Raw genomic sequence first — 23,853 nt, 5'->3', positions numbered from 1 at the left:
GCGACCTACTACGAATGGCTCTTGATGATTTCTTCGACCTTCGCGCGAAGGGCTTGCAAGTCCACAGGCTTGTTGAAGGTTGCCGCGGCATCAAAGTGCTGGGCAGTCATCAGATAGTCTTCGGCAGAGGTACGGCCACCACCGCTCACGGCGATAGTGCGGTCACTCATGTTCAAGCGGCGCAGGTCCAAAATCACTTCGTAACCATCGACATCCGGCATAATGATGTCGGTAATGATCACGTCATAGGTCTTATTCTGGTAAAGAGCCTTGGCTTCCTTACCGTTCTTAGCCGTTTCCACATTGTAGCCCTTGATTTCAAGAGCGGACTTGAGCATCAAATTAAACTGCTCGTCGTCATCAATAATCAGGATCGTAGGCACTAGCCCTCCTTCGTTTCAGTTTCCATAGGCCAATATAGATAAAATGTAGTTCCTTTGCCCAAAATTGTCTGCACCGTAAAGTAGGCATTTCCCTCTTTTAACAGCCTTAAGGCAGAAGATAGACCAAGTCCCAGGCCTTCGCCGGGGGCCTTTGTCGTGAAAAACGGTGCAAAGATACGTTCAAGCGTTCCCGAATCCATGCCCGTACCCGTATCGGAGATTTCGAACTTGGCATAACTGCCCGCAGGTACCGGCGGAGCGTAGGGCGTTACCAGCTGGGATTCGAGGGTTTCAGGATAAAGTTTGAAGGTCAGCGAACCGCCGCCCGTTTCTTTCATGGCGAACAGGGCGTTGTTGGCGAGGTTACTGATAATGCGATCGAGAGAGGCCACAATGCCACGGATCTTGAGGCTCTTGTCGAGTTCTTCGCTATGCACCTTCACGTTAGGCGGCAAGGTCAAAGAAATCTTGCGGACCACATCTTCGATAATCATGTAAGGCGAGAACACGATCGCAGGCGTTGCCGCGTTTGCATTGCCGCGAATGGCGTTCAGCAGTTCGTTGAGCGAATCCTTGCCGCGCTGGGCGGCCTTCTTCGCTTCCGAAATAAACGTGTACACCTGGGACTGCTTGTCTTCAATCACTTCCTGAGCAATTTCCAGGAAGCCGAGCTGCGAGCCCAAAATGTTGTTGTAGTCGTGCGCGAACGCGCCGCAAATGGTACCCAGTTCTTCGAGGCGGGAATGAATGAACTTCTGTTCGCGCAACATGTTCCGTTCGTATTCGAGCCTGCGCTGTTCGGTCATGTCGACCTTGAGGCAAAGCGTCTTGTAAGGAGCCTTGCCCGCCTGCAGAATCGGGATATACATGTTGTCGAAGGTCTGCACCAGTTCGCCCATACCCGTAAGGCGGTTCGCTTCGTCCTGCGAAATCTCGGCGCCGTCCTTGTCCTCGAACGAGGTGTACATCTTGACTTCGCCCTTTTCGCGGGCTTCCTTTTCGTAGACCGAAATATCTTCGTCGTTGTCGCGGGCACCTTCGCGCGAGCCGCGTTTTTCCAAGTCCAAGCGGTTCTGCTTCTGGTAAACGCCGAGTTCGCTCTTGTACCACACTCTAAACGGCAAGGCGTTAATCAGCGTGTTCAGCACGTTTTCCTTTTCGACCTTGATAGACGCTTCCTTGTTCAAGCGGTCCTGATAGCGCACCAGGTCATGCGTGTATTCCACGTACTGCTCGTTCAAGGTTTTCAGGTTCTGCTGCAGCAAAAGCGTCTTGGACTGGTCCATGAAAAATGCGACATTCACAATCGTCATCAACGTCTGACGGCACTTGAAGAAATAAATCTTCATCACATGGGTTTCGCCATTGATGTTCATGCGCACATCGCTATACACCGTCTCCCTGAAAAAGTCGAGGTTCGGCGGGAGCACGTTCTTGATGGACCTTCCACACAAACTAATAGAAGACTGGCCGAGCAACTTGGTTGCGCCGTGATTTACCGCCTTGATTTTTCCGGCTTCGTCATAATAGATGATACCGTCTTCGATCTTGTTGATCAGTTTCTGCAAGAACCAGTAGGCACCCATATCGCGGAACCTGGCCGAGGTATAGTATTGGCCGCAAAGAACCGCAATGAACAATGTAAGGAACTGGTGCCACACAAAGAACTGGAAACCGCCATTCCAGGCGCCATAGCCCTTGATCAGCGGAATCACGAAGTCGAACAGCACCGCCACCACAAGGCACACGCTCAGGCTACCCGCCATGTAGGCGCCGGTATGCAACACCGTCGGATCTAGCGAGCGTAGCGAACTGCGCATGAGCTGGTAAATAATCAGCAGGCATGCCGGCAAGAAGAACAGCAAATACACAACGGTGAACGTCTTGAATATCGGCATGTACGCAAACGGCAAGATTCCGAAAAAGTCAAATCCCGAAATGGTCTCGGGACTGACCACGAACAGGAACGTGAGGGCAATGACAATCATGATTCCCACAGAACCCGAAATCGTCTTGTACGGAGTGCGGTGGCTGAACAGCACCAGTTCGCCCATGTCGTAAAGGGCAACTCCCACGCGAACCCAGCAAAGCGCCTGCAAGCCAAAGATAAGCTGGCGACCTATGTAATAGTTCGACATTTCGGGCGTGATGGTACCGCTGAAAAAGAGAATCCCCAAAATACTGCACGCATTCCAGGCGATGTTCGAAATCACCATCATGCGCAAGGGTTTCGGCAAGCGACGTGCCGTCATCTTGTGTTCAAGCAGTACCGGGTAGTAAAACGATACAAGAAGGGCTAGTACCGAAAGCACCAAAAGGTATGAAGAATCGGAATACAGGCTCTCTGCCATTTTACTTTACCCGTTTAATACCAAATGTGGATGTTTTATCGTAAGAGTTCTTACCGCTGAATTTTTCTGCGTTCGTGGAATTTTCATTCGGGACGAACTGCGTTTCCATATCCAATTTATAAATATACGCGCCCGTGGCAACAGCCCTACCCTGTTCAGACTGCAATCCGACGGCCGTATTTGCCCATTCCACGTAGAACACGATCTTGCCGGACGAAGACAGGTACACGCCAGACGGCACGCTGTACCTGCCAGCCAAGCGGTTCACGTAGCTACCCAGGTTGGTATAAATCGGCATGTTGTACTTGACCCGCAAGGAATCCCAGGCGGGCTCTTCGTTGCCCGAAGAACCTCTCGGAACAGTCATTTCGATTTTCCAGACCGCCCCCTGCACGCTTGCGGAATCGATACCCGCTGCAACCACCTGACCGTTCTGGATCAAGTCGAGCTTGTGGGTAGCGGGGTTCAGCACGTACATGCGCATGTTGTCTTGCGACGGCACCTGCGAACGCAATTCGCCGCCCGAACGGGACACCACGTCTTGCATGGTCACCACGAACTTGACCTGCGGATTGCCGCTGCTCAAGATTGGAATCCACGGGGAATTGGTTGCCGGCATGTTGCCGTGCGCATCGCGCAGGGCACTGAATTCCTTTGGATGCAGGCGGACAAAGTCACCGTCGGTTACAGCGAGGCGGCTATCCTTGTCGTAAATGGCAGCCATGCTCGTCTTGGTGGCCGCAATGGTGAGCGTCTGCACCGAGCGCTTGTAAATGGCGGTGTCGACATCGGCAATCTTTTCGCGGTAATACACCAGCGAAGAATCCACGACAGCCACCGGTTCGCTCAGCACCATGTCGAGCATGTCGAATTTATCGGACTTGGACATGTCAATCGTCGCCGTCACGATCACGGGGCCGGCCAGGTCTTCGCCGAGCACGGAATTCGTCTCGTAAGAAGCGCCCTTGCCCAAGTGCTGGGCGACAAGGCCTGCGCCCGTAATATTCACGCCCTTCGAAGCGCCCTCGTAAGTACCGCTGGTAATGCCATAGGTAAAGGGCTTGGGCAAGTCAAGAACAGAAGTCATGCCGTCGGCAGCGTAAGTCGGAACCGTGCCCGCCACCCAAAGGGTTTCGGGAGCGGTACGGCCAAAGATTACCGAAATACTGTCCGGATAATGCTTCTGGTCAATGGCGCGGGCGTATTCAATGTAAACGCGTTCGGCAACGCCGTCTTCGTCGGCATCCGAAATAGAGGCATACGTCATGGGCACCGGAATCAGCTTCAAGGTAATCGGGAGCTTGGGCTGGCCGCAAGTGGCCGACACTTCGTTACCGCTCTTGTCCTTAATGGATGCATTCGACAGGAGCTGCGCGAACATGCCTTCGGTCACAATGGAATTACCGCTGGCGTCAAAACCGATTACAAATTCCCAAACGTTCATCGATTCGTTATAAATCTGCGTGAACTTGACCGTAGGCGCATTGACCGCTGTAGAACCGTTCGTCGCGAACAACTGTGTAGGCCAATCGGTGCCCGGGCTAGAAATCGGTTCGCTAAACTGCATGTAAACGCGGTCGCTCGTCGCGGTATCTAGGCGTTCCAACACCGAGACAGCCAACAACGTCGGCGCAATGCCGTCCTGGTAGAAGTCCGTATGGCTTTCGACCTTGCCGCCCACGTTAGAATACAGCGTAATGGAGCCGCTCGGGTTCGTGTTGATGGCGGTATCCTTGATGTTGGCCTTCACCACAATTTCCTTGCCGTTCTGGCTAATGACATCGGTCGTCTTGAGCGTGTCGCCGTTATAAACGAACTGCACCGAGTTGAACGACTGGTTTTCCTGGTATTCGTTCGAAATCGTAATCTTTATGGCATCCGGCTTGTTGTCGCAATCCATGTCGACCATCTTCGCGACATCGATAATCGGCCAAGGCGGCAGTTCCTCGATAATCAAGTCAGCCATTGCAGGCTCGTAATCGAACTGGGTCGAGTTACCGACCTTCGCGAACAAGGTCGTCACCATCACCTGTTCGGAGCTTACGTAGAACGTCGCTTCGCCATTCACCAACTGGATGCTCGTAATAGGAATCGTCGAAGTTGCAGAACTCCAGAAGAGAACGTTTCCGCTGGTAGTGCCCAAAGTGAGCGTAACGTTCACCGTATCCAAAAGCTGGGCCAAGGAATCGAGCAATTGCACACGGACTTCGACCATCTTGGGTGTACCGCCCGCAGACGTCTGATAAGTCTTGTAAGAATTCTTGTCGAAGCTGAGATAGCGTTTTTCGAGCGGAGTCGTAATGGTATCGATTTCTACGTTGCTACGCACCACCGCGCAAGCGCAGTCATACTGATTTTTACCCGTATAGCCAGGCTTACCCGCCACGTGATTGTGCCAACTCACCCATTCCATATAGTTATTGCCATAAGCAAGGGTCGTATCCTTAGCAAAGACATAGGAATCGGTTCGTATTCCGTTGTCGTATACAAAATTCTGCGGTCTACCGTTCATTTCCAGATCATCAAGAATTCCGGTGGGGGTTACCTTGCTATAGCCTTCATAACTTGTCTTGTAGTCTTCTTTTTCTACAGAATAGAACGGAGTCTTGAACGGTTTTTCGAATTCAAGCGTCACCGTACGGTGTACCTGCGGACCATTTTCTGGCGTATAATCCGGGCCATAACCAAAGATATGCTTGCCATGGTAATAGACCGTCACATAGGGGTCACGGGTAAAAGCAATAACCGTATCGCCCTTGTCGTTCACCTCAATGTCACTCGTTTCACTCAGCTTAAAATACGGCCCTTGCTTGAGATCGATTCCTTCAAATCTCTCAGGATCGTCATCGGCTGTATGCGGCCTAATCGACCACCCATTTTCAAAATCCTTAAATGTTCCCGATTCGAACTTAAGCTGGAAAATCATACGACCGGAAACGGTAAGTGTATCCTTGATCGTTATGGGGAAATAGTAGCTAGAGCCTTCCAATTGCGGGGTTCCATAGATAAGTCCACCCTGCTTAATCGAGGTCATCTGGCCATTGCCCTTCCAGTTCTGGCTCATGTTAGCCCATTCAATGACTTTGACATTAGGATTATCGCCCAAATAAAGTCTTACTTCGAAATCATGGAAATCCAAGGTATCGTTATTCGTCAGCGTCACCCAGAATTCATAGCAGTCCTGCCAATTGGAGCAATCTGCTTGATAGCTACTGGGTTTAATGAAAATGGCAAGATCCGCATAAGTCGCTTCGCTTTCGGTGGTAAAGCTGTAACCCGCGCCACCGTTGTTGTCAGTGCTCATGCCCGAAGACACCGTAAAGTAATAAGTGGTTCCCGCTTGGAGGTTTGTGAGTGTCACCTCGTGGAACAACACCGCCCCATCGCTAGAAGCCTGCGTTTCGTTCAACGCCGACATAGAGGTGCCATAATTCACCACACCATTAGAACGGATATCGGTCCACCAGTAAATCTTGGCGCTGCGGTTATCCACCTGGCAAATCGTCACGCCACTAATATTAGGCTTCACATTTGTCATGGTAAACTGGTACCACTGGCCATGGTTATCGTCCGTCGTCATGTTACGCTTGGTATCCATGCCTTCCAAGAAGAAGTAGTAGGTCTGGCCCATTTCAAGGCCTTCAAGCGTGACTTCGCCACCCTTGGTGGCCTTGGTCTGGCCCACCGACTTTGCGCCGGCCAAATCCGGAGTCGTATTGTAGAATACCGTTACCAAGGCAACTTCGTTGGCATCCCAGCTTACAATAGCAGACGTCTCGGTAATCGGGGTACCTTGAATGTTACTGAACAAGGGGCCTTCGGCATCGATCGGGAGTGTCTGCGCCAAGCTCTGCGCCGGGAACAGGAACTGCGCCGAGAAGTCAATGCAGGTTTCGGTTGCGGTATATTCATTCCAGTCATCAAGCAAAGTCATGTTCGGATCACGGCCACCCATCAAAGCACCAATTGGGCACCTGTATTCATAGGGTATGCCACCCGCATTATAGCCATCGGGGTTCGAAGCTCGGTTATGGGGGTGGTTTTCATTCTTGTCACCAGTACCCATCAAGAACGAAATATCCCAAGGGTTCGCGCCCAAGTTATAGTACATGTTATCAAGAGCGACTTTCAAATAACGTTCATCACCAGTCAATTCATACAGCAAGAATACCGCATTTGCAGAGCCCATGTTATAACGGTTAAAGCCCCAGTCAAAGCCGGGCCAAACAAGATTATAAGGGCGCGTTATATTAAGCCGAGCCGGAGTTTCACGAGGTTCTCCATCGATTGCAGGACCAACGGCAGCAACAGAATCTCCACTCGAATTGGTTTCAATCTGCTTACGCATTGAGGCCATAACTCGCTTAGACAAGGCATCTCTTTCTTCTTTGCTCAAATGAAATTTTGTTTCGTAATCAGGATCGTTCAAAATCAGTTTCTGAACAGTAAACAACACATAGGCGAAAATATTCTGGTAGTCCGTTGCCCAAGAGTTGTTGAAACCAGGCGGCGTGCCCATATAGCCACCTTCAAAAAACGCAAGATCGTATTTGGCAATATCGTAGTTGTCATTCAGTTCTTTGTTTTTATACAAGTCATAGCCATATATCGTATCACCTGTGGCCAGCCAGAGCGATGCGGCAGCGGCGGCGGCGTCGTCTTCGCAAAGGCCCTTACCGGAATAGTAGCCATCACCATTAAAAGTTTCACCATGCTTATACATGGTTGCTTTACCCATTCTAGCGCAACCAATATCATTATAAGGTTTAAACGTCGGCTTGACGATTTTAGCATAAATTGTTTTGGCCGCTTGCAACAAAGAGTCAGAATACACAGGATCATAAGGTTTGAAGCCCTCTGCCACGTTCGCCAAAGCAGCAGCGTAAATACCGGCCACATTCGTACCAATATCCTTAATCACAAAGCGGTCAGGACCACCCTGCTCACGCGGCTGTTTATCCTGACGCTCAGGCAAATCCCAATAGCGATGGTCTTCATCGCTCATACCCACCGTATGGTACATGTCACCCTTTGCAATCAGGCCGTCTTCAACCGATGCGTTATAAAGTTTTAAAATGTAGTCTGCACCGACTTTGGCTTCCCACAAAACATCCGGGTAACCGTCCGGTATGGTATCGCCGTAAGAATGACCAAAGCGGTCTTCGGCCTTGTCCTGATACGTGAGGTACACCATCGAAAGCACATAAGTGGCATAGCCCACTGTTTCGGCCACCTTAAAATGGTCACCGCAGTCATGCCAGCCACCCGTCAAGTCTCGTCCAATTTCAGAACCGTCTTTCAAGTGACACGGCGCATGAAAGTGGGAATTGGTATTACCGCAACGCTGAATACCAAAGAACATCAGCGATTTTTCAAGGAGAGCGTTGAATATGGCAGGGTGAATATGGAACGTGGCCGAAGTATCTTTACCCACCACCACAAAATATTCACCTGGCGTACTTGGAGAAAGTCCCGTAAAGTCTGCACGGTAAAGTTTTTCTGTCGTAGTACTGCTGTCTAGCTTACCATAATGGTAATAAGACGTAATGGAGTTGAACGCACCATTCACGTACATATTGGGCTTTACCACATTATTGCTAATCAAGCTCAACGAACCGCTCCAGGCTTCGGCACCGCTATTGGCGTCAATCACCTTGAACTTGGTATCCGAAGGGTCAGCCACGTAGGCATACTTGTAGTCCTGCGGCCTAAAGCCACTCTGGTTCACACGAATCGGTCTACGATGGTAGACATTTATCGAGTCCAGATATTTTCGGCTATGCACCTTGTCGGTACGGTCCAGATCAGGAAGCGCATCTGCCACGGCAAAGTCCACGGCAAAGAACATCAACAGTAATACAGCCTTTAACACTTTTTTCATAATCTTACTCTTCCTCCCAAAACATTAAAAAAAAGAGAATGCGCCTCCCCAGGCACATTCCCCCTACACTTTACTTTTTAGCCCTTCTGAAACCGAATGTTCTGGTAAACGTATCGGAGTCCTTCAGAGCTTCGGTGCGGTCACCATCGTCAGCCTTCGCCGGCAGGTAATCGCTCTTCGCCTCGGTATTGAACTTCGCAATGTAAGGCCCAGTACCGATCTTCTTGCCCGTCGAACTTACAGGGTAATCTTCGGGGGCGCACCATTCCAGGTACAAGGTCATGGTACTGGCCGCCGAAATGTATTCCTGCATGGCAGAAGACATGAACGAATACGTCGCCTTGTTCACGTAGTGGCCGAGGTTGCTGAAGATATCCATTTCGAGATTGACCTTGTAGTCGCGCTTGGCTTCGCCGAGTTCGGTCTTGTCGAGCACATCGGGCAAGGCAATTTCGATCATGAACGTCGGACCTGCATTGCGGTAACCCCTAATCGGAGCGCCAAACACGTCATGCAGCTTGCTGTCGCCTTCGGCAATCACAATCGTTTCTTCGTTCTTGTTAAGCGTCGTCAAGCGGAAGTTCACGTTCGGATCCAGCGGGATTCCACCGTAGTAAATGGAATCGGGACTCCTGGACTTGGTCACGCCATCGACCGCCGTAATGGTGAACTTGATGTTAGACACCGTACCGGTCACAGGCACCCAAGGTGTCGCATAGCCCGGATACTGGCCCGCCATATCCTTGAAGTAACTCGTCTCGATATCCGAAATCAGGCGCACGGAGTCGGCAATCCAAATGGCTTCGTCATACTTGTGCCTGTAACCCAGCTTTACCGTTGTCGAATTGGTCAGGTAGGTTACCGAGAGATTCGGGTTGCGGCTCGGGTTGAAGAACACACCCGCAGAACCGTCGCGGCTACGTTCCACCACATACGGGTGGCCGGCAACGGTATCGAGCGGTTCAGACAGAGTCAAGGTTACGTAGTCGCGAGAACCGTAAGAATCGTCGTCCACGTCAAAGCCCTGCCACACCGCCGTCATAATAATCGGCGGGCACTTGTCGACAACCGGATAGAACTTGTCGAAGAATCCGCCTTCGGGGCCAAGGCGCGGAGTCACGCGGCCGTAGGTGCCGTACGGGCCTGTGGTTGCGCCGCGGGCAAATCCATTCACGGTATTGAACTTAATCGTAATGACAGACACCGTATCTTTCTTGAGCACAGAATCAATCTTTACGACAGGCGTTGCGCCCGAAGAATCCACAGACGAAATCTTTTCCCAGCGTTCGCCGAATTCGAACGTATGTTCCCATTCCGGCTTCAGGTTCCTGATTTCGCCCTTCAAGCCCCATTCTACCACAAAGCTGTCGAGCATGTCCTTGTCGCGGAGCTTCTTGGCAAACTTCATGTAGAGCTCGTCGGCGTAGCCGTCGCCTTCGTTGTCGCGCATTTCGGCAAGCGTCACAGGCACCGGTCTCGGCGTTTCGACCACCTTGACCGTCTTACAGGCCAAAGACGGGTCAAGCAAGTTGTAGGCATTGTCGGCCACGGAATTCGGCTTCACGGTGACAGTCACGCCTTCCTTGATAAACTGGCCGTTCGTGTTTCCAGAAAGGGCATACATCCAGCTCTTGCCATCGTTACTGGTGGTAGCTCTGCCCACCACGCTAAAGACAGCACCCGTAGCGCCCACAACTTCCAAGGGCCATTCCGTTTCAGACGCCAAGATCACCGGTTCGGTAAAGGCGACCATCAAGGTATCTTCCGGATATTCGTGACCTTCGTTTTCGAGAATCGTCACGCTCAACAGCTGCGGCATAATGCCGTCGCCAATCGCCACCTTGGTCGCGTTGGTTGCACCTTCTGCCTTCAGGTAAACCGTCGCCTTTCCAGCAGGAGCCGCATTTTCGGCAATGCCAAGCGTTGCCGGCAGGTCAACCTGCACCTCGGACTTGTTGAGCGCCTTGGAGGCGTCAACCTTCAAGGTCACCGTGTCGGCCATGCCAGGCAGATACACGCGAACGCTATCGAAGCTGTAATCGCTAATGAGCGTGTTGCTGAACTCTACCAAGAGTTTGTCGGCCACGTTGTCGCAGTCGGTATCCTGGGCCAGCACCTTCGTGGGTTCGGGGTACCTGGCTTCGGCATAGAAACTCTGCTTCGAGACGTCTTCTTCGTCGTCCGGGTCCACATAAATCACCTGGATGGTGTCGCCCGCAAAGAACGAAATCTGGTTGCCGTTTCTGGCTTCCGGCGCAACAGAAGTTGCCGTAATGGCAAATGCGCTCTTGAAGCTACCCGGATTAGAGGCGTCTTCCACCATCTTCACCTTCAGGGTATCGTTCTTCTTGTTGTTCACAATCAAGACTTCGACCGGAGCAGAAGAACCGGCCTTGTCCTTGTCGTTCAGGTAAACATAGAAGCGAGTCTTGGACGGGTCGGCCGGCGATGTCACCGGGTTGCCCGATTCATCCTTGATAGTGAGCGAGGACTGCGTCATGTTACCGCGAGTGAACTGCACGTAATAGGTGCGGTTAATGAAAGCGCAACCGCCGTTTTCGGCACATTCTTCGCATTCCGGGTTCGCACCTGCGAAAATCGTCAAGTCAATCTTGTTGCTACCGATCTTCATCTTCACAGGAATATTCAAGGTCCAAAGGCCCGTCGAGTCAATAGCGCCGTTGCCACTCGTTACATTGTAGTGTGCAATGTCAACATTGTTTTCGGCATCGATCAAGAAGATTTCGTCACCATGTCTCTGGATATACGTCTTGATTTCCTGGCCGTTCGCCCAGATGCGGGTAATATAGCCCTGTTCCGAAACCTGGGCATAGCCCCTCACGTACACGGTACTGCTGGTTTGGTCAATCTGCACGTAGGAACCGTCAGACACATTGAACGGAGCATCGAAATGGACATCCATTTCGTAATGGGCACGCTTGGTGGTCATTTCCTGATGGGACGGGCTATAACCCCAAATAAATTCATTCTTACGGTAAACTGTAATGAACTGGTTGATAGGAATATCCGTATCGAAATCGCCATAGTCCTTGCTTTCGACCGGCATACCCACATAATCAGCACCATCCACTAGGAATTTATGCGGTGCCCAAGACCAGTCGCCAGTGCTTACATCCAACTTTTTCTTCTGGCGTTGGCGGAGCGTTTCACAATGCACCCCATCATTTGTAAGGCCATAAGAGAAATCGAAATCCAATCGGATTCTAGAAGCGGACTTCATTTCTGTAGGACCGAGAGGTACCGGGAAGTAGTAAGACTTCTTGCCCGTTGCCGGATCGTAGGTATCGGGCAGCGGTACCGGCTGGGCATCTCTCATAAGCATGCGGACCGTATTACCGACGTCATTTCCGTTCTTGTCGAGGAGCGGATGGTTAAAGCCGGATTCGTCGTAAGCCTGCAAAATGTCCGTATCCACAAGGAAGGCGCAATTTTCAACTTCTTCGGGCGTAGCCGTAAAGTACAAACGCAATTCAAGACTATCGAAAGGCCTTGATTCGTTATTGTAAATATTGAGATCCAAGGCATCGAGCCCGTTGTCCATATACTGGTAGGCACGGACGCTAAAGTCGTACCACATTACCGGCGTGGTGAACTTGAGCATATCACCCGTCTTATCGTTTACATTGGTGCGCTGACCGTTACTTTCGACCATGTAGTAGTAAGTCGTCTGTTCCTTAAGGCCACCGATTCTTACATAGTGGAACTTGGTCGGAATGCCGGATACATCGGCATTGCCTGCGCCACTGTTAAAAGCATAATCAGAGGGGTTCGTATGCGGAACCGTATCCCAGTAAATCTTGGATTCGTATTCACCGTTCGGGGTGTACCACATGATTTCGGCACTGTCGCCAAACAGGTTACATACGGTCACGTTCGTAATCTGGGCGCTTTCCACCGTATTGAGCGTGGTAAAGCTAAACGGGGTCTGCGTGGAATCAACCATGTACTTGGTGGTCTTGTTGTCCGGATTGTAAGCATTTGCGCCCACAACGTAGAAGTAGTACCCCGTTCCCGGCTGCAGATCACGCAAGATAATTTCATGACGCACTCCCGCCGCATCGCTATCAGGAACAGCTGTCTCGGTCATTGAAGTTTCGCTAGTGCCGTAGTAAATGGTCGAAGTTCCACGTTTTGAAAGTTTGACCACCACAATGGCTGAGTCCGCACTCACGTGGCGGATTTCCACGTTAACATCAGGAGCTACAGTTCTATCAGATTCCTGAGCAACCAACATCGTACTTCCAATGAGTATAGCAGAAGCATCAAGACAAGCTTCAGAAATTTTATAACCTTCCCAACTCGTTCCACTAGCACCTCCTTGGCCTAGGGGATCCCATGCTTGGTCTGCTCTAACGCCACCCAACAAAGCACCTACAGGCGGCCTGTACTTATAGGCTGCCCCCGGCATATTCTTACCTTCGGGGTTAGCGGCACGGTGGTGCGGGTGAGCATCGTTTTTGTCACCAATACCATAAATAAACGAAATATCCCAAGGGTTCATGCCTAGCATGTAGTTCAACTGGTTAATGCCCAACTGATACATTTCGTCAGACTTCCAGTTTTGAATACCATTTTGAGGAAGCGCCACGCCTTCCAAGTCCTTCGTCACATCAGCGTAAGTAAAAACGTCAATCGTGTTACCCAACTGGTAACGGTTGTAAATCCACTGTTGCTGGGTTTTCATTGTGTACCAGATGGGTTCGTATTTCACAGAACCATCCGAAGACCATCCACCACCCTTCGGCAAAACGATGGATTCTGTCGCGCCATCAGTGTAAGAAACCGCAGACACGTTGGTAGCCATAGTATAAGCCAAATCTTCTACATATTCCAAACGTCTATCGTTGCTAATGCCGTAAGAAGCTGCAGTCGCTTCATCTTTAAGGATCAATTTATAGAACGCATACAAGGCAAACGTGAAGGTACTCGCCCAGTCCGTATTGGCACCATCTTTAAAGAAACTGGCCTGTTTGAAGGTGAACCACCCACCACGGAAGAATCCATAAGGATTACCATAGGCAAAGTCTTGTTTGCCTTGACCTCCGCGCAATGCGGGGTTTTCAGCGATATCGTAAAGGTAGGTCGTATCCTTGGTGGCGTAGAGCAAAGCTACTGCACCAAGAGCCATATCGTCATGATAAATGGTAGAACCGTTATATGCCGGAGTGTTAAAAATAGGGGTCTTGTTGTGCGTATACCCTTCTGTTTTACCAGTAGCAATATTTTTACCAAATTCATACATCTTTTTAGCAACCATCAAGCAGCTATCGGCAAAGGGTTTATCGTATTCGGCATAATTCTTAGCCAAAATAGCGAGACCTGCAGCCGTTTCACCGGCAACGGTAGATCCAATTTCACCCAAGCGAACGTTTCTACTTAAAGGACCACCTCTGCGAAGAGCCGGATCACCCTTGCTCGAATCCAAAGGCAACTTGTCCTGGGTTTCCGGACGGCCCCACCAACCGTGGTCCGAACCAAAATCACCCACCGAAAGGGCCATATCATCAATCACGCCCTTGGCACGCACATAGGCTTTAAGGACCCAATCAGCAGCATGTTTTACTTCGCGTAACATGTCCGGAATACCGTCGGTATTCACCGTTTCACCTTGGTTAAAGGCATAAACGTCATCGTCGGCATCCGGATTTGTAGCTGTCATCACAGCGGCCACCGCCATGGCAAACATCTGCGTCTGGGATTCCTTCAGGTGGTCGCCGCAGTCATAGTAACCGCCGGCCAACGTTCCCGCCAGAGCCTGATTAACGCCCGAAATAGTTCGAAATTCACCACTACCCTGGCCGTCTGGACCAGTAGCAACAAGGCCAACAACTTCGCCCATGCCGTCCAAAGTATGGCTTGCTGGATGGAACCAGGATTCGCTATTACCGCTACGGTTGATCCCGTAGAACTTAAGAGCAGCATCGCGGACCATGGAATAAACTTCATCACTTACAATGAACGTACTAGAAAGTTCATTCCCGACTTTAATGCGAAGACGGGTCTTGGTGGGAACCCCTGGCGGAATATGTCCAATTTGAATGGTTCCCGAAGGACCTGTAATATTAACTTCGTAGCGCAGTTTATCGTTTGTTGCAGCATTGGTACCGGCCACGATACGCCAAGTAGAAGAAGTCGTCTTAGTGCTGGGCTGGAATGTACCCGTCACCTTCGGGTCCAAGGATTTACCATCGATATCCACCACTTCGAAAGTAGAAGCGTTACCCACATAGAAAAATTGCTTTTCAGGGTCCTTTTCCAAATAACCGGCCTGGTTCACACGAATCGGGGAGATATGCGTGTTCATGGCATCCAGGTAGGCCTGGTTCAAAGTATCGGGAATAAGGACATTCGGCATGTAAGAGGCCGGGGTGCGGTTCTTGGGCACCATGTTGTGCTTTATCGTAACCGTCGTGTCAAACTTGTCAAATACAGTGCTATCCCATGTAAGTGGGAAAATCGGACGGATCAAGTCGTAAGGAGTAGGTTGTTCCTGAGTTGCCGCCATGGCGGTCACGGCAGACATCGCGATAAGCATCGCAGACACAAGACACTTCGTTTTAGGCACAATAGCCTCCTTTGTATACAACCAAATGGCGGATGCGGTCAGCACCCGTAAGCAAACGCCCAAATACACATTTTAAAAATAGATTTATTAGTCAAAAAGCGGTTGCGTGAAAATCATAAAATGTTCGCTTTTTGCTCTCAAAAACGGCAATTTTCAATGATTTGGGACACGCAGTTTCGTATAAAAGATTTTAGTAAGAAATATATAGAACAAGGTTTAAAATTGTTTACAGGCGAGCGGTGGAAAAGGAGATGCCGGACCTAGTCCGGCATGACAAAAAAAAGCAGGCATGACATGCTGGCAACAAAAAAGGCCGGTGCCTGTGGGCATCGACCTTTAAAAATCTGTGGATTTTAAACCGCTAGATTAGTCCTTGCCGGTGAAGATAATCACGAGCACAGAAGCAACGAAGGCGGCAGACACGATCAGGAATTCCCACGGGTTTTCCATGATAGAGGTCTTGGCAGAACCGGCAGTGCTGTTTTCGAGAGCAGCCTGTTCTTCGGCCTTGGCCTTAGCTTCAGCTTCGGCAGCCTTCTTTTCTTCTTCGGCCTTGGCGAGAGCGGCGCTGTCGACCGGGGCTTCTTCAGCCTTGGCTTCGAGCACTTCGGCGCTATCGGCCTTGGCGGTGTCGGCGGCGGCTACGGCTTCGGCCGGAGCGGCAGCAGAGTCAGCCGGGGCAGCGGCTGCAGCAGAATCAGCAGCAGGAGCAGCAGCTTCGGCAGCCTTGGCGGTATCAGCCGGAGCAGCGGCAGCAGCCGGGGCAGCGGCAGGGGCCGGTTCAGCCTTGGCGGCTTCGGCCTTCGGAGCTTCAGCAGGCTTTGCTTCGGCCTTGGCTTCAGTCTTAGCGGCTTCAGCGGGCTTGGCAGCTTCGGCCTTGGCAGGAGCGGCAGCCGGAGCAGCGGCAGGTGCGGCTTCAGCCTTAGCAGCAGCGGGGGCTTCGGCGGCAGGAGCGGCCTTAGCAGCCGGGGCGGCGTCCTTCTTGGCAGCCGGAGCGGCGAAAACAACAGCAGAGGCAAGCATAGTTGCCAACATGAGAGTCTTGATCTTCATAGTATCCTCTTCAGTTTAAACTTTTACGCTGTAAAAAATAGTACATATTTCGGTCATCCGCCAACTTTTTTATAAAAAAAGTTCAAATTGTCGCCCATTTTGTACCTTTTATCGCCTTTTTGCGATTTTTCGCACACTGCCGCAGGCAAAAAAGCTCCATTCAGACCGCCTTTTTAGGACGGAGGGGGCAAGAAATTTTAAATTACACGCATAAAAAACAATGTGAAATGTGTGATGTGTAATTAGTCATTCCACATTACACACCTTTCACTAACCCTTGATTCTAACCTTAACCCCTAATTAACTATGGCATTCAAGTACGAAGCGACCGTGCAGCACGGTGAAGATACTACCGAATACGTAAACCTCGGCAAAGACGGCGTGACCGTCGCCGAATTCGAAGGCAAGAAGATTCTCAAGGTTTCCAAGGAAGCCTTGACCAAGATCGCCCAGGCAGCTTTCGAAGAAGTGGAATTCTGCCTGCGCCCGGCCCACACGGCCAAGGTCGCCAAGATTCTCCAAGATCCGGAAGCTTCGGATAACGACAAGTTTGTCGCCCTCACTATGCTCAAGAACGCCTGCGTTGCCGCCAAGGGCATCCTGCCGTTCTGCCAGGACACCGGTACTGCTATTTGCGTTGCCCACAAGGGCCAGCAGGTCTGGACTGGTTTTGACGATGCCGAAGCCATTTCGGAAGGCGTCTACAACGCCTACACCACCAAGAACCTTCGCTACAGCCAGATTGCACCGCTCACCATGTACGAAGAAAAGAACACGGGTTGCAACCTCCCGGCTCAGATCGACATCCACGCCGAAGAAGGCGCTGAAATGAAGTTCCTCTTTGTGGCCAAGGGCGGTGGCTCTGCCAACAAGACTTACTACTGGCCCATGACCAAGGCGCTCCTCAACCCCAAGTCCTTGGAAAAGTTCCTCGCCGAAAAGGTGAAGACTCTCGGTACAGCCGCATGCCCTCCATACCACCTCGCTATTGTGATTGGCGGTACCTCTGCCGAAATGAACACCCACATGGTGAAGCTCGCTAGCTGCGGCTACCTCGACGATATTCCGACCAGCGGTTCCGAAGGCGGCCGTATTTTCCGTGACCTCGAAATGGAAGAAAAGGTGCTCCACATTTGCCAGAAGACGGGCATTGGCGCCCAGTTCGGTGGCAAGTACCTGGTGCACGACGTCCGCGTGATTCGCGCTCCGCGTCATGCAGCAAGCTGCCCGGTTTCTATCGGCGTGAGCTGCTCTGCTGACCGTAACATCAAGGCCAAGATTGACGAAAACGGCCTCTGGCTCGAAAAGATGGAACACCATCCGGAAAACTACATCCCGGCTGGCAACGCCGTGAACCTCGCTCCGGCAGTGGAAATCGACCTTGACCGCCCGATGAAGGAAGTGCTTGCCGACCTCACCAAGTATCCGGTGAAGACGCGCCTGAGCCTCAAGGGCACGATGATTGTGGCTCGCGACATGGCCCACGCGAAGATTGCCGAAATCTTCGACAAGCAGGAACGCGGCGAAGAACTCACCGACGAAGAAAAGACTGTATTGAAGGTTGTTTCTGACCACCCGATTTACTACGCCGGCCCGGCCAAGACTCCGGCAGGCATGCCCACCGGTAGCTTCGGCCCGACGACGGCTAACCGCATGGACCCGTACGTGATGCGCTTCCAGAGCAAGGGTGCCTCGATGATCATGGTCGCGAAGGGCAACCGCAGCCAGGACGTCACCGACGCTTGCAAGAAGTACGGTGGATTCTTCCTCGGCTCTATCGGCGGTCCGGCAGCCATCCTCGCTGAACAGAACATCCTCAGCAACGACATCGTGGCCTTCCCGGAACTCGGCATGGAAGCCATCCGCAAGATCACCATCAAGGACTTCCCCGCCTTCATCCTTGTGGATGACAAGGGCAACAACTTCTTCGAAGGATTGATTTAAAAGATGTTGCCCTTGCGCCAAGCGGATGCGGCTCGTATTAACGAGCCGTAGAAGCGCGGAGTATTTGGCGTCGTAAGTTCTTTAATGCGATAGCCAAATACGGAGTCTCATTGGGGTAACAACTTCTTCGAAGGTCTCATTTAGTCAGATATCCACCCTTTCAATAGAAACGCCCCGCAAGCTAGAGCCTGCGGGGTGTTTTTGGGGTGTGTGGAGGTGTCTTATTTTGTCTTTACTGCTCGGACAATTTTATTGTTCGTTTTGATGACATAAATTCCGTTGGGAAGATTCATACGAACTTTATCCCATGCTCTATATATCGTCTTTTCATCTGCACGGAAAGTGATAACGCGATTTCCGAGAACGTCATATACGGTAGCCGTTTGTGGTGTTGAAGTGAAGTTGCTTTTGAATCTCGGCATTTGGGTGGTGGATTTTGCGATTGTAAATTCAATCCAGTCGAGATTGAAGTACGGCTTGTCAATCTTTATTTTTAGCACATGCGCACCTTCTGCAATTGCGGGCACGGAAACCACAACCGTTTCAAACGTCTTCCAGTCGCCGGTATTCGGGACCATCACGGTGACGACTTTTTTCTCGTCAACGAGTACGGAGAAGAATGTGCTATCGCTTGGGGAGGCGACGCGCGCCGTGAGCGTGAGCGAGTCGTTCTTGGACGCTTTTACCGTGTAACGTAACCAGTCATCGGCATAACCCCAGCCGTAAATGATGGCGCCTTCTGCGCTGTCGAGGCCTGCGTTGTCATCGCGGTAGAGGCTGTTTTCGTTCTCGATATCGCTGTCCAGGAATCCGCGGCCGTTGCCGCCTTTATCATAGTTCTCGACTTCGATTTTTCCGGGGATGGTAAGTGTATCTTTGAACGGTTCAATTTCGACTTTTTTGAAAATGTCAATTTTGCTTCCGTAACCGGCGGCAACGATGTTTGCCTGTACCAAATCGTCAACGGAATCGGGCGGGTTTCCGATGGTCATCACACCTTCGAAGAACGTTCCTGCACCGCCGTCGCTGCCGTCACCGCCATTGCCGAGCACGATGGCGCCTTGCAGCTTGCGTGGGCTGTAGCCTCTTTTGCGCGGTCCGTCCCACATGGTGTTGAGGGTTCCTTTTTGAGCGCTGCCGCCCTTGAGCTTGAACGTTCCGTCATTCGGTCCTTTGAGCATGGCGGTCACATAGTCTGCTTCAATAGAAAGTGCGTCTGGCCACGGTGTTGTATGGGTCTTGCCCCATTGCCAACCAGCATCGTTTCCCTTGAATACGCCGTCTTCCAAGTCGGCGGCAACCCACGGACCGTTTCCTTGTCCTGGACCGCCCCAGTCCTTGTCGCTTCCGAAGTAGATGCATTCCATGGTTCCAGGGCCGTCATCGTTACCGGTTGTTTCTGCATTTCCGTAGTTGAAACAGCACAAGTCGTTGTAATGTCTGCCGTCAACGACCATGTACATGGATTCTTCTTCGTCGCCGGTGGCTACACCTTTGGTATTGTTATTGCGGTAACCGGTGGCAGACCAGGCGTCGCGATAAAAGCCATAAGCCTTGCGCCCGTTAATGTAAATGGGAGCCTTGTCCGCAATCGCCTCTTTACCGCCTTCTTTAAGCCAGTATACCACGGGCGATTTTTTCAGGTCGTTCTTGTATTCCGACTGGTCGTAAATGATCGAGATGGTACACCTGGAACCTTTGCAGAATTCGTCTTGCACCGAGGAATTGACATACCCGCCCTTTTCTTCGAGCGGAATATCTTTAGTGGCTCCATCGGCTCGACGAACCTGGTACAGGTTGCCATTATACTCCCCGAAAAGCGCGCGCGTCAAACTATGCGCCGCCACGCACGGGGTGTTTGCCTTTGCGTAAATGTCACAGGGGCCTTCTTTGGCCAAGACCATGGTGGGCGCCACAAGCGCCAGCACTGTCAAAAATGAATTGTATTTCATCCCAACATCCCTCTTTTTTACCAACCAATATCAAATTACCTCTAAAACGGGCCAAAATCACGCCTTTGGAGATTCTTCTATTGCATTTTTGTCAAAAATGATTCGCTCTTTTTTTGCTTTTCGGCCCGAGAAAAGGTTATTTTATTGAATGGATCACTGTTTAGGGAACTGGCCTATGCTCAACATTGACGAAATAAGCGATTACAGGGACTTGCTCAAGAATTACTACACCCAGCGCAAGCTGGATATGCCGCTGTATTCCTATAAAATGATGGGCCAAAAGCTCGGGCTCGACACGAGTCAGGTTTTCCGCGTGCTGAACAAGGAACTGCACCTGCCGAACCGCAGCATTCCCTTGGCAAAAGACTTGCTCGACTTGAAGGGCCGCAAGGGCGAACTTTTCGAAATCCTCGTTGCCGCCTCCAAGACCAAGTCCCCCGCCAAAAAGGACAAGCTTTACAAGATGGCGCTCGCCTTGCAAGATGTGGACTTGCGCAAGCTGAGTGCAAGCGAATACCTGTTCCTAAGCAAGTGGTGGATTCCCGTGGTGCGCGCCCTGATTGAAATGAACGGCGGGCATGCCGAAGTTTCGCACCTGGTCAAACAGATATCGCCGACGGTTTCTGAAGACCAAGTCCGCGAAGCCATAACCGTTTTGAAGGATTTAAAGCTCATTACGCCGCTTGCCTCGGAACGCTACGCCGCAACAACTGCTAACTTTACATCGGCAGGGTCAGCCACAAAGACCGCCGCCATCCGCAGCTACCAGAATCAACTTTTGGCGCTCGCGCAGAACTCCCTGATTGCAGTGGAACCTGCCAAGCGCAACATTTCTTCGCTGCTGGTGGGAGTCGATGAGGACTGCTTTGCCGACTTGAACGAAATGACTCTGGAGTTCAGGCGCCAGGTACAACGCAGAGTGGCCGAGGTCAACAAGCCTAACCGCGCTATGCAGTTTGTATTTGCGCTTTACCCGGTGGCCGACATTTCTAACGATCCACGAACCAAGAAAGAGGGGTAAAACATGAAACGACTGTTTTTGCTACTCGCGTGTTTAGCGCCCCTGGCCTTTTGGGCTTGCTCCGACAAAGAAGTCGCGGGCATTAGTACCGTTGAAACCGAAAACGCCTTCTTGATTCAGATTGTCCGTGAAGATTCTAAACCGGCGGTGGGCGTTGTCGCCCGCATGCGCTCCGTGGACTTTGTTCAAAGCGTTTCTGAAAATAGCGGCAACGGGGATTCCGCGAAATCCGAATTCTTCGAGGAATTCAAAACCGATTCCTTGGGGCAAATCCGTATTGACAGCCTCGCTGTCGACGTCGCGACGATTGAAATTGTGGACGCCGGCGAAGGCCTGTTCACCAAGATTTCTGCCGAAGACATTCAAGAAGGCGATTCCGTACAGTACGCCCTCGAAAAAACGGGCAGCCTGCGCGGCAAGGTTTACTTGCCCGACAGCGTCGACTACGCCTGGGTGCAAGTGTACGGCACCGACCGTCTGGTTAAAACCGACAGCGAAGGCTTTTACGAAATGGATTCGCTGCCGCCGTACGAATACGACATGCGCGTGATCGTTGGCGACAGCATTATCGAACAGTCCGCGAAAATCGACGCCGGCGAGAATGTTTCTGCAAACGTGCACACCTTCGAGCCCGACTCGGTCAAGGTGCTGGATTTTGAATCGGCAAGCGCCCAATTCACAATCAAGGAACTCGGCATCAGCGAAACGGGCTACATGTCTTCTACCGACACAAGCGTCAAGACGACTCCCGAAGTCGAAATCATTCCCGAAACCCGCAAAGACCTCTCGGAATTCATTGTCGAAGCGGGCGCAGACCGCGAAGGGAACGCTATTTATTGGGAAACTTCGGCAGTAAAGCCTGGTTCCTGGTCGTTCTACGGAATCTGGATTTGCAAGGAAGAATCGCCCTGCGACTTGTCCGCGACCGATTCTATCGTTTACTACGCTCGCGGCACAGGCGTCATCTCGATTATCCTGGAAACCTTGGGCGAATCAAACACCGAAGGCAAGACACTCGCCTACGACACGCTCAAGACTAGCGACGAGTGGACGCGCCGAGTTATAAAGCCCGAAAACTTCAAGCCGCGCGACGACAAGTACGGGAACCTCGGCTGGGAAGTCATCAGCAAGTCGGTGACGACGATTTCGATCGCCGCCTACGACAGCACGGAATTCTGGATTGACGACGTCGTGTTCTACGGCGTCAAACCCAGCGACTTTTTACGCTAAAATGTCATCCCGGCCTCGCCCTCTGTCTTCCCGGCCTTGAGCCGGGACCTCCCTTTACGGCTTTCCCATGCGCTTGCAATTCAGATTGCAAGCGTTCTTTTTTTTGCTAAAAACAAGAGGAGGTCCCGCATCTACGTGCGGGAAGACAGCAGTAAGCAAGTGCTTGATTTTAAGTCGTAAGCCGGGATGACAAAGCAAAAGACAAGATTACGGCAGGCCGACGTGGCGCTGCTTTTGTTTCTTAGGCTTCGGTTCTTCCGGGCCTTTTTCCGATTCGGCCTTGGCAGCCTCAGCTAAAAGCATTTCGAGCGTAACGCGAGAGGCCTCCTGTTCGGCCTTCTTCTTGTTGCCGCCCTGTCCGCGACCGTACACGCGGCCGTCCACATGGACTTCGACCGTGAACAGCTTCTGGTGTTCCGGGCCCGATTCATCGACCACCACGTATTCCGGAACCGTGCGGAGCTTGCCCTGCAGGTATTCCAGGAGTTCGCTCTTGTGGTTGATGAAGTCTTCGGCAGAGATAATCTCTTGCACCCGCGGAAAGTGGAACTTGTTCAGAATCACGCGGACCTCGTCGAGGCCGCCATCCAAGTAGACCGCGCCAAGAACCGCTTCGTAGGCATCGGCCAGAATGCTTTCTTTGCCGCGGCCGCCGAGCTTTTCTTCGGCCTTGCCCACCTTCACGTATTCGCTCAGGCTCCATTCCTTGGAAGACTGCGCGCAGGCATGTCCCGAAACGATGGCGCTCTTGCGCTTGGAAAGTTCGCCCTCGGGGTCGTCGGGGTAAGTCTTGTAAAGGAATTCGGTGGTGAGCATGTTCAGCACCGAATCGCCCAAAAATTCCAGGCGTTCGTTGTTGCTCTCGTAGGGCATGTCCGTGCCCGTCAAGAACGAGCGGTGCACCAGCGCATGCGCCAACAGTTCGGGGTCCTTGAACCGGTACCCGAGCTTCGCCTCAAGCCCGCCATCGGACTTCTGGCGAAACCAGAGTTTTAGAACTTTGTGGAGAAGGTTTGTATCAGACATTAAATAGTAGGGAGTAGGAAGTTGGAAGTTAGAAGTAATTCAGAATTCGGATTTCGGAATTATGAATCACTTAGCTGATTGTAATTCAGAAGTCTGAAATCCGAACTCCGAACTAAATAAAGAAGGGGCAACCCGTTCCGGGCCACCCAGTCTAGTTTCTTATCGAGAGAGGCTAATAAATTAAGCCTTCTTCGCTTCGATGAAGGCGACCACGTCAGCAACCTTCTGGAACTTTTCGGCGTCAGAATCAAGGATTTCGACTTCGAATTCGTCTTCGAGGGCCATCACGAGTTCCACGCGGTCGAGAGAGTCGGCACCGAGGTCGTTACCGAATTCGGATTCCGGCTTCACATCTTCAGCCTTAACGCCGAGCTTGTCAACGATAACAGCGGTGACCTTCTTGAAAATTTCTTCGTTCATTGTAAT

11 protein-coding genes are annotated in these 23,853 nt (G+C 51.5%); 3 read left to right on the top strand and 8 right to left on the bottom strand.

Going from position 1 to position 23,853, the window contains the following annotated elements; translation table 11 throughout:
- Nucleotides 1-8: 8 nt before the first annotated feature.
- The 5 genes from B7988_RS00180 to B7988_RS00160 form a co-directional block, all read right to left on the bottom strand.
- The gene (locus B7988_RS00180; RefSeq protein ID WP_073318720.1) at nucleotides 9-383 is read right to left on the bottom strand and encodes a response regulator; all 375 of its coding nucleotides are present in this window, start codon (nucleotides 381-383) and stop codon (nucleotides 9-11) included.
- Nucleotides 383-2,734: an ATP-binding protein gene (locus tag B7988_RS00175; RefSeq protein WP_088656399.1), complete on the bottom strand. Its 2,352-nt coding sequence runs from the start codon at nucleotides 2,732-2,734 to the stop codon at nucleotides 383-385. The genes B7988_RS00180 and B7988_RS00175 overlap by 1 nt, the downstream gene beginning before the upstream one ends.
- A 1-nt stretch (nucleotide 2,735) precedes the next feature.
- Entirely contained in the window at nucleotides 2,736-8,615 is a 5,880-nt protein-coding gene (locus B7988_RS00170; protein ID WP_088656398.1) for a glycoside hydrolase family 9 protein, read from the bottom strand.
- 70 nt (nucleotides 8,616-8,685) lie between these two features.
- Nucleotides 8,686-15,201 (bottom strand): glycoside hydrolase family 9 protein, encoded by a 6,516-nt coding sequence (locus B7988_RS00165; RefSeq protein ID WP_249268772.1) that lies wholly within the window; start codon nucleotides 15,199-15,201, stop codon nucleotides 8,686-8,688.
- A 366-nt stretch (nucleotides 15,202-15,567) separates the two neighbouring features.
- Nucleotides 15,568-16,254 (bottom strand): hypothetical protein, encoded by a 687-nt coding sequence (locus tag B7988_RS00160; RefSeq protein WP_088656396.1) that lies wholly within the window; start codon nucleotides 16,252-16,254, stop codon nucleotides 15,568-15,570.
- A gap of 306 nt (nucleotides 16,255-16,560) precedes the next feature.
- On the opposite strand from B7988_RS00160, the gene B7988_RS00155 reads away from it, so the two are divergent.
- The gene (locus B7988_RS00155; protein WP_088627096.1) at nucleotides 16,561-18,198 is read left to right on the top strand and encodes a fumarate hydratase; all 1,638 of its coding nucleotides are present in this window, start codon (nucleotides 16,561-16,563) and stop codon (nucleotides 18,196-18,198) included.
- A gap of 221 nt (nucleotides 18,199-18,419) precedes the next feature.
- Here B7988_RS00155 and B7988_RS00150 read toward each other — a convergent pair whose 3' ends face one another.
- The gene (locus B7988_RS00150) at nucleotides 18,420-20,150 is read right to left on the bottom strand and encodes an arabinofuranosidase catalytic domain-containing protein (protein ID WP_088627095.1); all 1,731 of its coding nucleotides are present in this window, start codon (nucleotides 20,148-20,150) and stop codon (nucleotides 18,420-18,422) included.
- A gap of 175 nt (nucleotides 20,151-20,325) precedes the next feature.
- Between B7988_RS00150 and B7988_RS00145 the strand changes: the two genes are divergently transcribed.
- Nucleotides 20,326-21,171 carry a DUF4423 domain-containing protein gene (locus tag B7988_RS00145; protein WP_073318739.1) on the top strand — a complete coding sequence of 282 codons (846 nt, stop codon included), beginning with the start codon at nucleotides 20,326-20,328 and terminating at the stop codon, nucleotides 21,169-21,171.
- A gap of 3 nt (nucleotides 21,172-21,174) precedes the next feature.
- Entirely contained in the window at nucleotides 21,175-22,401 is a 1,227-nt protein-coding gene (locus tag B7988_RS00140; protein WP_088656395.1) for a hypothetical protein, read from the top strand.
- A 207-nt stretch (nucleotides 22,402-22,608) separates the two neighbouring features.
- Here B7988_RS00140 and rnc read toward each other — a convergent pair whose 3' ends face one another.
- A complete protein-coding gene (gene rnc / locus B7988_RS00135) occupies nucleotides 22,609-23,427 on the bottom strand; it encodes a ribonuclease III (RefSeq protein WP_088656394.1) in 819 nt (272 codons plus the stop codon).
- A gap of 180 nt (nucleotides 23,428-23,607) precedes the next feature.
- Nucleotides 23,608-23,847 (bottom strand): acyl carrier protein, encoded by a 240-nt coding sequence (gene acpP / locus B7988_RS00130; RefSeq protein ID WP_073056887.1) that lies wholly within the window; start codon nucleotides 23,845-23,847, stop codon nucleotides 23,608-23,610.
- Between the last annotated feature and the right edge of the window lie 6 nt (nucleotides 23,848-23,853).

It is taken from the genome of Fibrobacter sp. UWB1, from assembly GCF_002210325.1.
Taxonomy (GTDB): Bacteria; Fibrobacterota; Fibrobacteria; order Fibrobacterales; family Fibrobacteraceae; genus Fibrobacter.
The sequence above is the reverse complement of the archived record's forward strand: the minus strand, read 5'-3'. Positions and strand labels throughout refer to the sequence as shown.

Coding starts and splice junctions, on each gene's coding strand:
- acpP (WP_073056887.1), bottom strand. CDS start 23,847: ATGAACGAAGAAATTTTCAAGAAGGTCACCGCTGTTATCGTTGACAAG.
- B7988_RS00170 (WP_088656398.1), bottom strand. CDS start 8,615: ATGAAAAAAGTGTTAAAGGCTGTATTACTGTTGATGTTCTTTGCCGTG.
- B7988_RS00145 (WP_073318739.1), top strand. CDS start 20,326: ATGCTCAACATTGACGAAATAAGCGATTACAGGGACTTGCTCAAGAAT.
- rnc (WP_088656394.1), bottom strand. CDS start 23,427: ATGTCTGATACAAACCTTCTCCACAAAGTTCTAAAACTCTGGTTTCGC.
- B7988_RS00160 (WP_088656396.1), bottom strand. CDS start 16,254: ATGAAGATCAAGACTCTCATGTTGGCAACTATGCTTGCCTCTGCTGTT.
- B7988_RS00175 (WP_088656399.1), bottom strand. CDS start 2,734: ATGGCAGAGAGCCTGTATTCCGATTCTTCATACCTTTTGGTGCTTTCG.
- B7988_RS00150 (WP_088627095.1), bottom strand. CDS start 20,150: ATGAAATACAATTCATTTTTGACAGTGCTGGCGCTTGTGGCGCCCACC.
- B7988_RS00140 (WP_088656395.1), top strand. CDS start 21,175: ATGAAACGACTGTTTTTGCTACTCGCGTGTTTAGCGCCCCTGGCCTTT.
- B7988_RS00155 (WP_088627096.1), top strand. CDS start 16,561: ATGGCATTCAAGTACGAAGCGACCGTGCAGCACGGTGAAGATACTACC.